10 protein-coding genes are annotated in these 13847 nt (G+C 71.9%); 5 read left to right on the top strand and 5 right to left on the bottom strand.

What is annotated here, in order from left to right; genetic code table 11:
- Positions 1 to 181 precede the first annotated feature (181 nt).
- Positions 182 to 733, bottom strand: coding sequence for an FHA domain-containing protein (locus tag ACFWVE_RS04125; protein ID WP_384008006.1), 552 nt, complete (start codon positions 731 to 733; stop codon positions 182 to 184).
- 181 nt (positions 734 to 914) lie between these two features.
- Between ACFWVE_RS04125 and treZ the strand changes: the two genes are divergently transcribed.
- Positions 915 to 2654: a malto-oligosyltrehalose trehalohydrolase gene (gene treZ / locus ACFWVE_RS04120; RefSeq protein ID WP_384008004.1), complete on the top strand. Its 1740-nt coding sequence runs from the start codon at positions 915 to 917 to the stop codon at positions 2652 to 2654.
- Between the two features lie 64 nt (positions 2655 to 2718).
- Here treZ and ACFWVE_RS04115 read toward each other — a convergent pair whose 3' ends face one another.
- The 4 genes from ACFWVE_RS04115 to ACFWVE_RS04100 all read right to left on the bottom strand — a co-directional run bounded on the left by ACFWVE_RS04115 (position 2719) and on the right by ACFWVE_RS04100 (position 8649).
- The gene (locus ACFWVE_RS04115) at positions 2719 to 3681 is read right to left on the bottom strand and encodes an aminoglycoside phosphotransferase family protein (RefSeq protein WP_384008002.1); all 963 of its coding nucleotides are present in this window, start codon (positions 3679 to 3681) and stop codon (positions 2719 to 2721) included.
- 717 nt (positions 3682 to 4398) lie between these two features.
- Positions 4399 to 6561: a germacradienol/geosmin synthase Cyc2 gene (gene cyc2, locus ACFWVE_RS04110; RefSeq protein ID WP_384008001.1), complete on the bottom strand. Its 2163-nt coding sequence runs from the start codon at positions 6559 to 6561 to the stop codon at positions 4399 to 4401.
- Between the two features lie 147 nt (positions 6562 to 6708).
- Complete coding sequence (locus ACFWVE_RS04105) at positions 6709 to 7887, bottom strand: damage-control phosphatase ARMT1 family protein (RefSeq protein WP_384008000.1); 1179 nt, start codon at positions 7885 to 7887, stop codon at positions 6709 to 6711.
- Between the two features lie 114 nt (positions 7888 to 8001).
- On the bottom strand, positions 8002 to 8649 hold the full coding sequence (locus ACFWVE_RS04100) for a ScbR family autoregulator-binding transcription factor (RefSeq protein ID WP_384007998.1): 648 nt from the start codon (positions 8647 to 8649) through the stop codon (positions 8002 to 8004).
- A gap of 593 nt (positions 8650 to 9242) precedes the next feature.
- Between ACFWVE_RS04100 and ACFWVE_RS04095 the strand changes: the two genes are divergently transcribed.
- The 4 genes from ACFWVE_RS04095 to ACFWVE_RS04080 form a co-directional block, all read left to right on the top strand.
- Positions 9243 to 10256, top strand: a complete 1014-nt coding sequence (locus ACFWVE_RS04095) for a substrate-binding domain-containing protein (protein ID WP_384007996.1) — start codon at positions 9243 to 9245, stop codon at positions 10254 to 10256.
- Positions 10257 to 10442: 186 nt separating this feature from the next.
- Positions 10443 to 12998, top strand: a complete 2556-nt coding sequence (locus ACFWVE_RS04090) for a nitrate- and nitrite sensing domain-containing protein (RefSeq protein WP_384007994.1) — start codon at positions 10443 to 10445, stop codon at positions 12996 to 12998.
- A gap of 43 nt (positions 12999 to 13041) precedes the next feature.
- A complete protein-coding gene (locus ACFWVE_RS04085; protein ID WP_384007992.1) occupies positions 13042 to 13470 on the top strand; it encodes a roadblock/LC7 domain-containing protein in 429 nt (142 codons plus the stop codon).
- A gap of 1 nt (position 13471) precedes the next feature.
- Positions 13472 to 13847: DUF742 domain-containing protein (locus tag ACFWVE_RS04080; RefSeq protein ID WP_384007990.1), on the top strand; the 376-nt coding region annotated here is incomplete at its 3' end.

The raw sequence follows: 13847 nt of genomic DNA, 5'->3' as shown, positions 1-13847 counted from the left end.
AGGAGCAGCGGGGGCGTGCCCGCGCGGGAGGGGTGGCAGGCCCACCTCCACGAAGTGGTGCCGTCGGTTCGTCGACTCGCCTTTCACGGCATGCACACGAGGCACCCGCAGTGAGTCACGACGGTGGGGGCACGCCAACACTGCCGAGGGCAAAGGGAGTTCGCCGATCTTTTCCGGACGGTCAGTTCGCCGCGAGCCGGTACGTCATCCGTCCGAAGCCGATCTGGTCGCCCTCGCGGACGACGGCCGCGCCGACCACCCGACGCCCGTTCACCGTCGTGCCGTTGGTGGAACCGAGGTCCCGCAGCACCCACAGGCCGCCCTGCCTGCGGAGTTCGGCATGCATGCGGGAGACCGTCTCGTGGTGGAGCCGCAGCCCGTTGGCGGGGTCGCGCCCTATGCGCAAGGGGTGGGCGGTCGCCGGATGGGGCAGCAGCAGCTTCGGCAGCCGCTCGGCCCGCCACGCCCCGCGCAGCCGTACCGTGAACCCGGAGACCGCCTCCACGGAGCCGAACACCAGGCGCGAGAAGCGGCCCTCGGTGGGCAGGTCGGCGGTGAGCGGGGCGAGTTCGTCGGGGCACCGGGCCGCGAGCGCGAGCTCCATGCGCCGGATGAACGTGTCATGGGACAGCCGCCCCACGGCGACGCCGTCCCGCAGCACCTTCAGCGCCTTGTCGCGCTCCACGTCGGAGAGCCGCGCGGGGTACGTGTTGAACTCGAATGACGACGTCACAGTGCTGATTGTCGGCCAGCACCGGCCGGACTGTCCAGGAGACGGCACAAGCGCCGCACGGACGCCCCCACTCCTGCGGCGGCGACACCCGCCGCAAAGGGCACATTCACCGGCGGATCGGTCTCCGATGTATGACCATGGTCTGGCTACATCACGGTGGGCAGACGAAGGGGAACCGTCCGTGCAGTTCGAGGTGTGGGCACCGCAGGCCGGCGACGTGACGCTCCAGTGCGACGGCGTCACGCTCGTGTTGACGCGTGATCAGGAACGGGAGGGATGGTGGCGGGGCGAGGCGGACGCCCGGGACGGCTCCCGGTACGGTTTCGCGCTGGACGGCGGGCCGCTCCTGCCCGATCCGCGCTCGCGCCGGCAGCCGGACGGGCCCGACGGGGAAAGCGCCGTCGTCGACCACGACGCGTTCGCCTGGCGCACGGTCTGGGGCGGGCGTCCGCTGCCCGGCGCCGTCCTGTACGAGCTGCATGTGGGCACGTACACGCGCGAGGGCACGTTCGACGCCGCCGCAGAGCGGCTGGAGCATCTCGCCGGGCTGGGCGTCACCCATGTGGAGCTGATGCCGGTGTGTCCCTTCCCCGGCCGGCACGGCTGGGGGTACGAGGGGGTCTCGCTGTGGGCGGTGCACGAGCCGTACGGGGGACCCGAGGCGTTGAAGCGGTTCGTGGACCGGGCACACGCCCTGGGCCTGGGTGTCGTCCTCGACGTGGTGCACAATCACCTGGGGCCTTCCGGGAACCATCTTCCGCGATTCGGCCCGTACTTCACCGACACCCACCACACCCCGTGGGGCGCCGCCGTCAACCTGGACGCCCCCGGCTCGGACGAGGTGCGGACATACCTCGTCGAGAGCGCGCTGGCGTGGCTGCGCGACTACCGGATCGACGGGCTGCGCCTGGACGCGGTGCACGCGCTGGCGGACACGCGTGCCCACCACTTCCTGGAGGAGCTGTCGGCGGCCGTGGACGCCTTGTCGGCCGACACCGGCCGGCCGCTGTTCCTGATCGCCGAGTCGGACCGGAACGACCCCCGGGAGGTCACGCCCCGCGCGGACGGCGGCCACGGGCTGCACGCACAGTGGAACGACGACTTCCACCACGCCCTGCACGCCGCGCTGACCGGGGAGTCGCAGGGCTACTACGCCGACTTCGCGCGCGCCCCGCTCGCGGCGGTCGCCAAGACGCTCTCCGGCGGCTTCTTCCACGACGGCACGTACTCCTCCTTCCGCGGCCGGCGGCACGGACGGCCTCTGGACCGTGCGCGGATCGCCGGGCACCGGCTCCTCGGCTACAGCCAGACCCACGACCAGATCGGCAACCGGGCCCAGGGCGACCGGCTGGCCGCGCTGGTCCCCCCCGGTCTGCTGGCCTGCGCGGCGGCCCTCACGCTGACGGCACCGTTCACGCCGATGCTGTTCATGGGCGAGGAGTGGGCGGCGGGCACGCCCTGGCAGTTCTTCACCGACCACACCGACGCCGAACTCGCCAAGGCGGTGCGCGACGGCAGGCGGCGGGAGTTCACGGCGCACGGCTGGGCCGAGGCGGACGTGCCCGACCCGCAGGACCCCGCCACCCGCGACCGCTCCTGCCTGGACTGGTCGGAGCCGCGGCGCGAGCCCCATGCACGCGTGCTGGCCTGGTACCGGCGGCTCGTCGCGCTGCGTCACGCGCAGCCTGACCTCACCGACCCCGACCTCGCCTACACCAAGGTGGTCTTCGACGAGGAGCGGCGCTGGCTCGCCTTCCGGCGCGGGGACGTGCTGGTGGCCGTGAACCTGGCCGGTGAACCGGCCGCGATCCCCCTGGGCGTCCCGCACGCGCGCGTACTCGCCGCCTGGGAGCCCGTCGGCGTACCGGGCGCGGACGGGGTACTGCACCTGCCCGGCGAGTCGGCGGTGGTGCTGCAGTGAGTGCCCGGTGCGGCGAGAGTGCGTGCACGGCGTCGCGAGGCAGGCGGGAATGTGACGGCGGGATTTAGGGCATGTCGTCGGCGCTGCGGAGGTCCGTCACGCGCTCCAGCAGGATCGCCTCCCAGGCCCGGCGCAGCCGGACGCGCAGCAGCGGCAGTGGCACGGGCGTCGGCAGTGGGCCGGTGCCTCCGCCGCCGAGGGCGTCGGCGAGGTGGAGGACGGCGTCGCAGCGGGCCAGCCACAGGCCGCGCAGACAGGGGCGGGCGCCGTAACCGGCGAGGGTGGCGGCGCGTACGGCGGCCGGGGAGCCCACGGCGAGCGCCAGGCCCGCGATGTCCTCGGCGGGGTCGCCGACCACCGCCCCGGCCCAGCCGAGGACCCCGCGTACCCGGCCGTCGGTGCTGACCACGAGATGCGCGCCGGTGAGGTCGTGGTGGACGAGGACCGGCGAACCGGACTGGGCGGCGAGCCGGCCGGCGGCGGACGGCGTGAGTTGCCGCAGGCGGGCGGGGGCGAACTCGTCGGCGTCGGCCAGCCGTTCGGCGGCCTGTCCGGCGGCCCGGCGCAGGGACTCCAGGGAACGCGGGGAGACACGCGGCACACCGAGCGTCTCCGCCTGCGGCACCGGTACCTTGCGCAGCCCGGTGAGCAGCCCGGCCAGATCGGTCTCGCCGACGGCGGACACCCGGTGCTCCTCCGCCGACCCGCCGGACAGCCTGGTGTCCAGGGTGTAGGCCAGGCCCGGTGCCCATTCGCCGTGCGCCGCGCTCGACGGCACCGCGACCGGGATGTGGGGGCGGACGAGTTCCCGCAGCCGCAGCTCACGGCGCCGGTGTGTGCTCGCCTCCCGGTCGAGCGCGAGACGCAGCACCTGCCGGGTGCCGACCCACCAGGCGGCGGGATCGACGCCCTCACCGACGGGCCGCACGTCCGGTCCGTCGGCGGTCTCACCGTCCCCTTCATCCTGGAGGAGGGTACGGATCAGTCTGCGGACGGTGTCCGCGGTGGGTGTCGGTGCCTGGGTCATGGTCGCGCCGCTGTCGTTCGGTGGGCGGGGAGGGGGCGTCGGGGCCGTTCAGTCCACTATGACCGTCTCCCCCGCGGCACGCTCCGTACGGGTACGGAACACGTCGTCGGCGGCGGTGCGGGACGAGGACGTACTGCCGGTCATCCGGGCCTCCCGGGGCAGGTGCAGACGCGGGGCTACGAGCAGCATCCTGCCCGGCGGGCGGGGGCGGCGCGAGCCGGTTTGCCGCGTTCATCCGGCATGCCGTCCCGCCCGGCACGCCTGGGAGCGGCCCCGTGCGCACACCAACCGCCCGCATCGCACTGATGTACCCATTCGGACCCGGCGTTCCGGGGCGCGACGGCCCTGGTCTCGTCACCGCTTCCCGATGCCCGGGGGACGAGGCCGGGGACGGCCGTGAGCTGGTGGAAGCCGCCGCTGCGGTGGCGCGCGGCATGCGGACGCGGCCGGCCGGAACCGCACCGGGCCCCGGCGGCCCTGTCCCCCGCCCCGGACCAGTACCCGGAGCCGGAGCCGGAGCCGGAGCCATTCCCGTTTCCGGTTCCGTTCCGGTCCGTTCCGGTCCGCCCCCTCGCCCTCATCCGTGTCTCGGCACCGGACGCCTCTCGGCTCGGCATCGGCTCGCAACGCGGTCTGTTCCATGGATCACCTCCGCCTGGAGTGCCACCCGGATCGACGGAGGCCGACGAGCCACCAAAGAGTGAGACCGGCTTCCCCTCAGATGCGGGTGGCCATGGGCACCGCGGGTGTGCGGTCCGGCAGGAAGCCGTGGGCCCGGCCGGAGAGCCACGCGTCCTTGTAGCGGTCCACGCTGCGGTGCCAGTGCAGGATGCCGGCCATCCAGTTCCGCAGGTCCAGCACATAGTCACGCATGATCGCGCGCGCCTCCCGGGACAGCTCGAAGTCCTCGTACAGCACGGGAAGTTCATGCGCCACGACGTGCTCGAACTGGTCCAGGCGGCGGCTCATCAGGTCGTGGACGATGCCCAGCGCCGTCGGGTAGTCGCAGCCGAAGAAGTTCTGCACGACGAGGATCGCGTTGTGGATCTCGCCCTCGAACTCGATCTCCTTCTGGTACGAGAAGACGTCGTTGAGGAGGCAGGCGTAGTCGATGGCCGCGTTCTCCAGCGAGCGGACCGGGCCGCTGCGGTAGACCTCGGGCGGGACGGCCGGGCCGTGGCCCATCCGGCACAGGCCGAGGGTGAGGTCGGAGCCGAAGGTCTGCCGGCGCATCTCCAGGTAGTCGACCGGGTCGGGCACGCGGTGCACGATCTGGTTGCCCAGCTCCCACAGCCAGCTCTCGGTCATGACGTTCACGGCGTTCTTCAGAGGCCCCCGCTCCTCGGGGGTCATGCCCGCCGTGGTGCGGGCCCACAGGTCGGCCAGGCCCCGCTCCATGGCGTTGGCCGCCGGGGGCACGGGTTCGCCGTCGACGGGCATGCAGTCGGACAGGCGGGCGGTGGTCAGCCGGGCGGTGACCAGGTCGCGGCGGTGACCGTGGACGAGCGGGTAGTAATCGTCGCCGTAGGTGCCCCAGGCGAGCCACTGCGCGCTGAGGTCGAGGGCCTCGGGGGTGGCGTCCGGGTCGATTCCGGCGGAGCACAGCGCGAGGTCGTAGGCGTCGAGCTTGTCCTCGTCCCAGACGCCTTCGCTCAGAATGCCGGTCCGCCGGCACCAGTCGACGAGGGTGCCGCGGGAGGCGTCGAGGTGCGGGCTGAGCTCCAGCGGGAACGGCATGCGGATCTCGGGGATCAGGGACGGGCCGACCTTCTGGTACGGCACATGGGTGTGTGCCCGCAGTCTCGCCGCGCCCGCGGCGGCGAGCAGCCCGCGCACGTCGGCGGCCGAGGTGCCCGCCCCGGTCGGTCCCGCCCACGGGGAGGTCTGCCGCGCGCCCTCGTTCATGTACCGGCTGGAGCGCATGTGCCATTCGTGGCCACCGGACTGCCAGTCCTGCAGGCCCTTCGCGTACGCCGCGACGGCCGCGACCTCGTGCGGGGCGAGGCCCCTCTCCAGGGCGACCGCGGGCACTTCGGTGAACGCGGTGTGCTCGAACTGGTGCAGCCGCGAGGTGAGGATGTCGTTGACGGTGTCGGCGGCCTGCTGGGTGGTGCAGCCGAAGAAGGTCTCCAGGACGAGGACGCCGTTGCTGTTCTCGCCCTCGTCCTCGACCTCGCGCTGGTAGGAGAACAGGTCGTTGCGCAGGTGCACGGCGTCGGAGAACGTCTCCATCAGCACCCTGAGCGGCCTGGTTCCGGCGACGGCGGCGGGCACTTCGGCGGTCGCGTACTCGACGAGCCCCGCCGACCACGGCGCTCCGCCGACCTTGCGGCGCATCTCGATGTACTCGACGGGGTTGGCGATCCGCCCCTCGTTGATGTTGGACAGCTCCCACAACGACTCGTTGAGGAGGTGTTCCGTGGCGACGGCGAACCGGGCGCGCCAGTCCTCGGACATCGCGGGCACGGTGCGCGCCCACAGGTCGGCGAGGCCCGCCTCGACCGGGTTGCGCGGCTCGGGCACGGGAGCCGACGGGTCCAGCGGCATGAACAGCGGCAGCCGGTCCAGGTGGGCCTTCCCGCCCTCGCGGTCCTGGCTGCGCTTGAACAGTTCCAGGAAGTGGTCGTCGAAGAAGAAGACCCACACGTACCAGTCGGTGATCAGGGAGAGGGCGGGCCCGTCGCAGTCGGGGTGGGTGTAGGCGCAGAGCAGGCCGTAGTCGTGCGCGTCGAGATCGGCCTGCTCCCAGACTCCGGATCCCTCCAGCATGCCCATCTCGCGCGCCCACACCGACGAGTGGGCCCGGGCCTGATCGAGATGCGGGTTCAGCCGCGCCGGGTGCGGCAGGTAGAAGTGCGGAAGTTCGAATGGCTGGGTCATGGCCCGGCACTACCCGTGGCTCTGTGGCGGCATCCACCGGCCCGGACATGATCACACCATCGCGTGAACCCTCGCCGAAATGCCGAAATGCCGGTGCGGGAGTGCCGGATGTGCGCCTCCGTCACGTCTGTACGGGGGTGCGGGTCGCTAGGCCCGTACCTGGATCAGCGCGTGGGTGCCGCCGGTGCGCCAGCGCTGGTCCTCGGCCGCGACCAGCGCCTTCTCCGTCGCGGGAGCCAGTCCGGTGACGACGTCGGACTTCAGGGTGCGCAGGGCGGCGACCGGTCCGGGGAAGTGGCCGGTGACGTCGGTGAAGGGTGTGGTGGGCGGCCAGGTCCGGTCGCCCACCAGGCGACGGTAGTTGAGGTCGCCCTTGACGAGGGTGAGCGCGGCCGGGGCGAAGTCGGCGCGGAGGTCGTCGGGCATCTCCTCGTACGGCAGCGGGGAGCAGGAGAACGGGTGGGCGCGGAGGGTGAGCCGGCCGTCGGAGAGGGCGTCCCACAGCAGGCGGCCGTAACCGGAGGCTGCCCCCCGGGCGTTGACCAGTCGGCGCAGCGCGTCGACTACGTCGGCGGTGGTGGCGTCGGAGACGTAGTACGGGTACGGCTTGACGTGCAGCACCGCCCGGCCGATGGTTCCGCGGGCCAGCAGGTGGGCGATGAGCAGGAGATCGGGGACGAGTTCGCGTCCGGCGTTGTCCGCGACCAGGACGAAGGTGCCCGCGCGGGAGGCGTCCAGCAGGGACCACAGCCTCTCGCTGTCGTCGGCGACCGGCGCGGGGACGGCCGCCGCGAGGTCGGCTCCCTCGGCGGAGAGCCGGAAGCCGAGGTCGGCGCGGTTGCCCCACAGCGAGCCGTGCAGCAGGGCCTGCCGCTGTTCGTCCGCGGGCCGGCCGGCGAGGTCCTCGAGCGCGGCGAGTTCCTCGTCCGTCGCGGGCGAGTCGAGTTCGGCGCGTTTGGAGGGACGGAAGGGGTCGATGCCCTGCCAGGGGCCCGGGCCGAAGTAGCCGACCGCTTCCAGCAGTTGGCGGTAGAACCAGCTCTCGGACCACAGCCAGGGCACGTCGTACCAGGACTGTCCGGCGTATGTGTCCATCCCCCAGGCCGCCCAGCGCTCCCGGTCGTGGGCGTCGGCGGGGAGGGGTTCGACGGTGCCCCCGGTGCAGTTGGCCAGCAGGGCGTCGAGCGCGTGCTGTTGCCCGGGTTCGTACGGGAAGGCCTCGCGCACCTGCCGGATGATCGCGGGGTGCCGCTCGGCGAGCACACCGTGCGGGAACGAGCCGGGCCGGTTGCCGAGGATCACGGGAGCGGTGGGGGTGTCGGGCATGCGGCTCACCGTAACGCGCGGCGCCGGGCTGCGGGACCGGCCGCCCCGGCGGCGCGGAACGGACCGATGGACCGTCGAAGCCGCCTCCGCGGGACCCACGGCATCGGCATCGCGTCAGACGGGGGCGATCTCCCGCTCCAGCCGTGCGGCCAGGCTGAGATAGCGGGCCCTGCGGGTGACCGGGACCAGGCCCCGGATGAGGAGCTGCCACATCTCCGCGGTGCGGCGGGGCTGCCGGGCGACGGGTTCCCGGGTGCGGCCCACGACGCGGGTACCGATGAAGAAGCAGACGAGGGAGTGGGCCACGACGTCGATGTCGACCTCGGGATGGACGTCGGACTCCTTGACCGCGCCGACGAGTCGGGCGGTGACGAGGTCCGTCCACTCGGTGAACGGGTGGCTGAGCGGTGGACGCGGCCGGGTTCCCCCGGTGGCGAGGCGGAGCCCGGCCCGCAGCACGGGGTCCTCGGCCGACTGGCGGGCTATGCCGAAGGTGAGGCGCATCAGCGCCTCCAGGGAGGTGTGGCCCCGGATCCCGGTGTCCCTGGCCAGCCTGCGGCAGGTGGCGGACTGGAGCTCCAGGATCGCGTGCGCCAGGTCCTCCTTCGCCGCGAAGTGGAAGTACAGGGCTCCCTTGGTGACGTGGGCGTGCTCGACGATGTCGCTGAGACTGGTCGATTCATAGCCCTGTCGGTCGAACAGATCGGCGGCCGCCTTAATGATCGTCGCGCGGGTCTGCTCGGCGCGTACCTGCCTCGCCATCGACTGAACTCCTGAGCCGGAAAAGGAACGGGTCATGCCGTTTGTTTTTACCCCGTGTACACGATAACTCACCCTTCGGCCGTACTCATCACACCGGCTCGCCCTGTGACAGGGTACACATCCGGCAATTCGGGTGCGGACACCGGAAGAAAACAGCGCGTCCGGTATCTGAGTGTGGCAGCCGCGCGAAGGAAAGGGAACGACAGGCAGCCCCGAGGGGAAATCGCCGCAACCGGAAGGGCCGTTGAGGGCGGCCGGGCACCGGGCGGCGAGCCGCGGACAGAGACAGGTGCGGAGAGGGACGGGTACGGAGAACAGGCAGCGCCGCGCGGCCGGTTCCGTACCGTCCACGCGGTTCGGTGCACGGGGGTGCCGGCCGCCCCTGCCGCCACGGAACTCACCGTTCATCACAATGCGGCAGCAGCATCTCACTTCACGTGGCTGGTCACTTGACTACCGGCAGGAGGACGCGATTGGCTCCGGTCCCAGCGAGAGTCACCCGGTCGGTGTACACACCGCGGCTCCGCCCCTGCTCTCGTCCCCTCCTTCCTCCTTCCTCCCCCAGCTCGGCGTACAGCGAGGTCCGCTCCCCCATGAACATTCGTCCACCGGCCCATCGTGTCCACAGACGGCCCGTCCACCTCGCGGCCCTGGCGGCAGCCGTCGTCCTGGTGGTGACCGGCTGTTCCGTCTTCGACACGGCCGACGACTCCTCGGACGCGGAGAACCCGGGCACGGCCGGCGACGGGATGAGCGTCGTGATGGTCACGCACGGCGGTGAAGGGGACGCCTTCTGGGACCGGGTGAAGAGGGGTGCCGAGGCCGCCGCCGCGAAGGACGGCATCACCCTCACGTACGTGAGCGACGCGGACCCGGACGGTCAGGCCGAGCTCGTGCGCAACGCCGTCCGCGACAAGGTGGACGGCATCGCCCTGACGCTGGCCAAGCCGCAGGCGATGAAGGGCCCGGTGGACGAGGCGCGCAAGGCGGGGATCCCCGTGGTCGGGCTCAACTCCGGTATCGACGCCTGGAAGTCGGCGGGTCTGCTGGAGTACTTCGGTCAGGACGAGGGCGTCGCGGGGCAGGCCGTCGGCAACAAGCTCAACGAGCTGAAGGCCAAGAACGCCCTCTGCGTGGTCCACGAGCGGGGCAATGTCGCGCTGGAGGCGCGTTGCGCCGGCATGCGGAAGACGTTCGACGGAAAGGTCGAGAACCTCTACGTGGACGGCTCCGACCAGCGCGCCGTCTCCGGCATCGTCACCGCCACGCTGCGGCAGGACCCGACCATCGACGAGGTCGTCGCCAACGGCGCTCAGTACGCCCTCGCCATGGCCGACGCCGCCAAGGAGGCGGACACCGGGGCGCACGTCGCCACCTTCGATCTCAACGAGGAGCTGGTGGCGGCCGTCCGCAGCGGTGACATCCAGTTCGCCGTGGACCAGCAGCCCTACCTCCAGGGCTATCTCTCCGTGGACGCGCTGTGGTTGTACCGGACCAACGGCAACATCAGCGGCGGCGGGGTGTCGCCGGTTCTCACCGGGCCGGCGTTCGTCACGAAGACCAACGCCGCCTCGGTCGCCGAGTTCGCCGCCAACGGCACCCGGTGACGAACACATCCCGTGAGGACGTACCCAAAGATTCGGTTACGAACGGGCTGTACGGTCACGTGTGCGGATAACATCCTGCGCATCACCTGTGACGTACCGGACGTACGTCCTCCCGACACGTCCACAGCCCGTTCCCCCGCCGCTCTCCGCCCGCTTTTCCGATGATCCGACCGCTCTAGGACGACGATGTCTCCACGGACAGGTGCCCGGCGCCGTCTCGGCTCCATACGTCTCTCGCTGGTCCTTCTGGCACTGGTGCCCACCGTCACCCTCACCGCCATGTGGGGTGTGACCACGATCCAGATGTTCTCGGAGGGGCTGCGGCTCCGTTCCCAGACGGAACTGAGCCGGTCGACCGGCGCGATGGGCACCGACGCGACCCTCGCGTTGCAGCAGGAGCGACGGCTGACCGCCACCTGGCTGGCCTCGCCGACGGACTCCCGGGCCGCCCTCGACGCGCAGCGCGAGAAGACCGACACGGCGGTGGCACGGCTGGTCGGACAGGCCGACGCGATCGCCGGGGCACCGGACCGTGTGTCGGACCCGCTGTACTCGGTGCTCGGTTCGGTGGGCAGCCTGGAGTACTACCGGGACCAGGTGGACGCGCCGAGCGACATCACCGCCGAGCAGGCACTCGACCAGTACTCCTCGATCATCCAGGACCAGATCCACGCCTTCCAGGAGCTGTCGCAGGTCGACGACGGCGACCTGACCTCGCAGGCCGGGCCGCTGGTCTCGCTGGAGCAGGCCGCGGAGATGCTCTCCCGGGAAGACGCGCATCTCACCCTGGCCTGGCCGTCCGGGGAGCTCGACGACGAGTCCTGGGCCGGCTTCACGGAGTTGGTCACCACCCAGCGCTGGCTGGTCGAGGACCAGATCGTGCCGTCCCTGCGCGGCAGCACCAAGACACAGGCCGAGAAGATCCTGCAGAGTCCCGAGTGGCGGACCCTGCAGGACATCGAGAACGCGGTACGCGACTCCCGCCCCACGGCCGAGAGCGGGAAGATCAGTCTGCCGGACACCCAGAAGCAGTGGGACGCCGCGCTGGACAGGATCACCCCGCAGTACGCGGCCCTGATCGAGGAGCAGACCGACGCGCTGCTCACCCGCAGCGCCGACGAGGCCCGCGGCATGCTGCTGACCGCGGCCTCCCTCAGCGCCGGCGGTCTGGTCGCCCTGCTGCTGTGCGTCGGCATGTCGTGGCGGATCACCCGCTCGCTGTCCCGCAGGCTGCGCGGCCTGCGGATGGCCACCCTCAGCCTGGCCGAGGAGCGGCTGCCCGAGGTCGTGGCCCGGCTGGAGCGGGGCGAGAAGGTCGACGCCGAGTCGGCGATCACGCCCCTGGACTACGGCCACGACGAACTCGGCCAGGTCGCCCAGGCGTTCAACACGGCGCAGCGCACCGCGGTGCACACGGCGGTCGAACTCGCCGACACCCGGCTCGGTTTCCAGAAGGTCATCCTGGGCATCGCCCGGCAGAGCCAGAACCTGGTCAACCTCCAGCTCAGCAAGCTCGACCTGCTGGAACGCACGCACACCGACCCCGAGGTCCTCAAGGGCCTGTACGAACTGGACTCCACGGCCAGCCAGCTGCGCCGCTACGAGGAGAACCTCGTCATCATCAGCGGCGAGCGGCCCGGCCGTTCGTGGAGCGAGCCGGTCGCGCTGATCGACATCCTGCGCAGCGCCGTCGGTGAAGTCGCCGAGTACCAGCGGGTGGACGTGCACACCGACGAGGAGGTCGCGCTGGCTCCGCCCGCGGTGGCCGACGTCATCCACCTGCTGGCCGAGCTGATCGACAACGCGACGGTGTACTCGCCGGCGCCGAGCCCCGTCGGGGTGCGCGCCGCCCTGGTGGCCAAGGGCCTCGCCGTCGAGATCGAGGACCGGGGCCTCGGCTTGTCCGAGGAGGACTACGCCTCGATCAACACCCAGTTGGCCAGTCCGCCGCAGTTCGACGTGGTGGCGCTCGCCGACGACCTCCGACTCGGCATGTTCGTGATCTCCCAGCTGGCCCACCGGCACGGCATCACCGTCACCCTGCGCCCGTCGCCGTACGGCGGGACGACGGCGATCGTGCTGGTACCGCACGCGATCGTGGTGCGGGAGGCCGCACGTGTCCCCCAGGAGACCGCATTCGCCGTCACCGGTGCGGTGAACGGGCGCCGTCCGGCGGACACCACGGACGGCACGGCCGCCCCGGCGGCTCCCGACGGCGAGGCCGCCGGCGCCACGGACCCGGCGGGCGGGGCAGACACGGCGCACGCCACGACCGGGACCGGCGTCACCGGCAGGGCATTCGTCACGGACCGCCCGGACACGCCGGGGACCGGGGGCACCCCGGACACGCGGGCTCCCTCGGAGGGGCCGCCGCGGCCGTCCCGCTCCGGGACCGCCGCACGGACCGCCGCCCGCCCGGCCGGCGCCGTTGCCGCACCCCGGCCGAACGGGCTCACCCCGCTCCCCCGCCGGGTGCCGCAGACCAGCCTGGCCGCCGAACTCCGTGAGGAGGCGGTGACCCAGGTCGTCGAGGACGACGCGGCGAGCTTCACGGCGGAACACGCCGCCTCCTCCCTCGCCGGCTTCCAGCGCGGCACGTTCGAGGCACGCGACGACGACGCCGGTTCCGACAACGATTCCCTGCGGCCGGCCGCCGATGACGACATGACAGCATCCCCAGAGGTGCCCGCCGAGGTGACCGCCGCCTCCCGAGAGCTCTCGACACCGCCCGCCGACCGCTGAACGCCGACTGCCGAACGCCGAACGCCGAAGAAGGAACACAGTCATGACACGCCCCATACCCGCCACTCACACCCAGCTCGATCAGCTGCTGACCGGACTCGTGGAGCGGGTCGCCGACGTGAACCAGGCCGTGGTCCTGTCCGAGGACGGGCTGGTGGTCAGCAAGTCCACCGGGTTCCTGCGCGACGACGCGGAACGTCTGGCGGCCACCGCGTCCGGGCTGATGAGCCTCAGCAAGGGGGTCAGCATGGACTTCCGCGGCGGCCCGGTGCGCCAGGCGCTCATCGAGATGGCCAACAGCTATCTGATCCTGACCTCGGCCGGGCCCGGCGCCCATCTCGTGGTGCTCACCGGCCCGGGCGCGGACGTCGGCGTGGTCGCGTACCAGATGAACATGCTGGTGAAGAAGATCGGCGAGCACCTCAGCGCGGCGCCCCGGGGCACGGCAGGTCCCTCCGACTCCGGCGCGTGAGGTGGGCGGAGGCGATTTCCCGGGCCGGCTCGTCCGACCGTTCACGCTGACCGGTGGCCGGACGCGGCCCAGCCGTGCCGACTTCACACTCATCACGACGGTGACGACGGTCGAGCCGCAGCCCGAGACGGCCGCCCGGCCGCAGCCCGAGCACACGCGCATCCTGCGACTGTGCGCGGAGCCCCTCGCGGTGGCGGAACTCGCGGCGCGTCTCGACCTCCCGATGAGCGTGGTAGTGATCATGCTCTGCGACCTGCTGGAGGCGGGCCGGATCATCGTCCGCCCTCCGCACCACGTCACCCGTACCTCCCCGTCCATGGCGCCGGCCCAGTGCAGGGCCGTCAGTTCGCCGAGGCTGTGGCCCGCGGCGGCGGTGG

It is taken from the genome of Streptomyces sp. NPDC058632, assembly GCF_042717095.1.
Taxonomy (GTDB): Bacteria; Actinomycetota; Actinomycetes; order Streptomycetales; family Streptomycetaceae; genus Streptomyces.
This window is presented reverse-complemented; position numbering and strand designations above follow the sequence as displayed.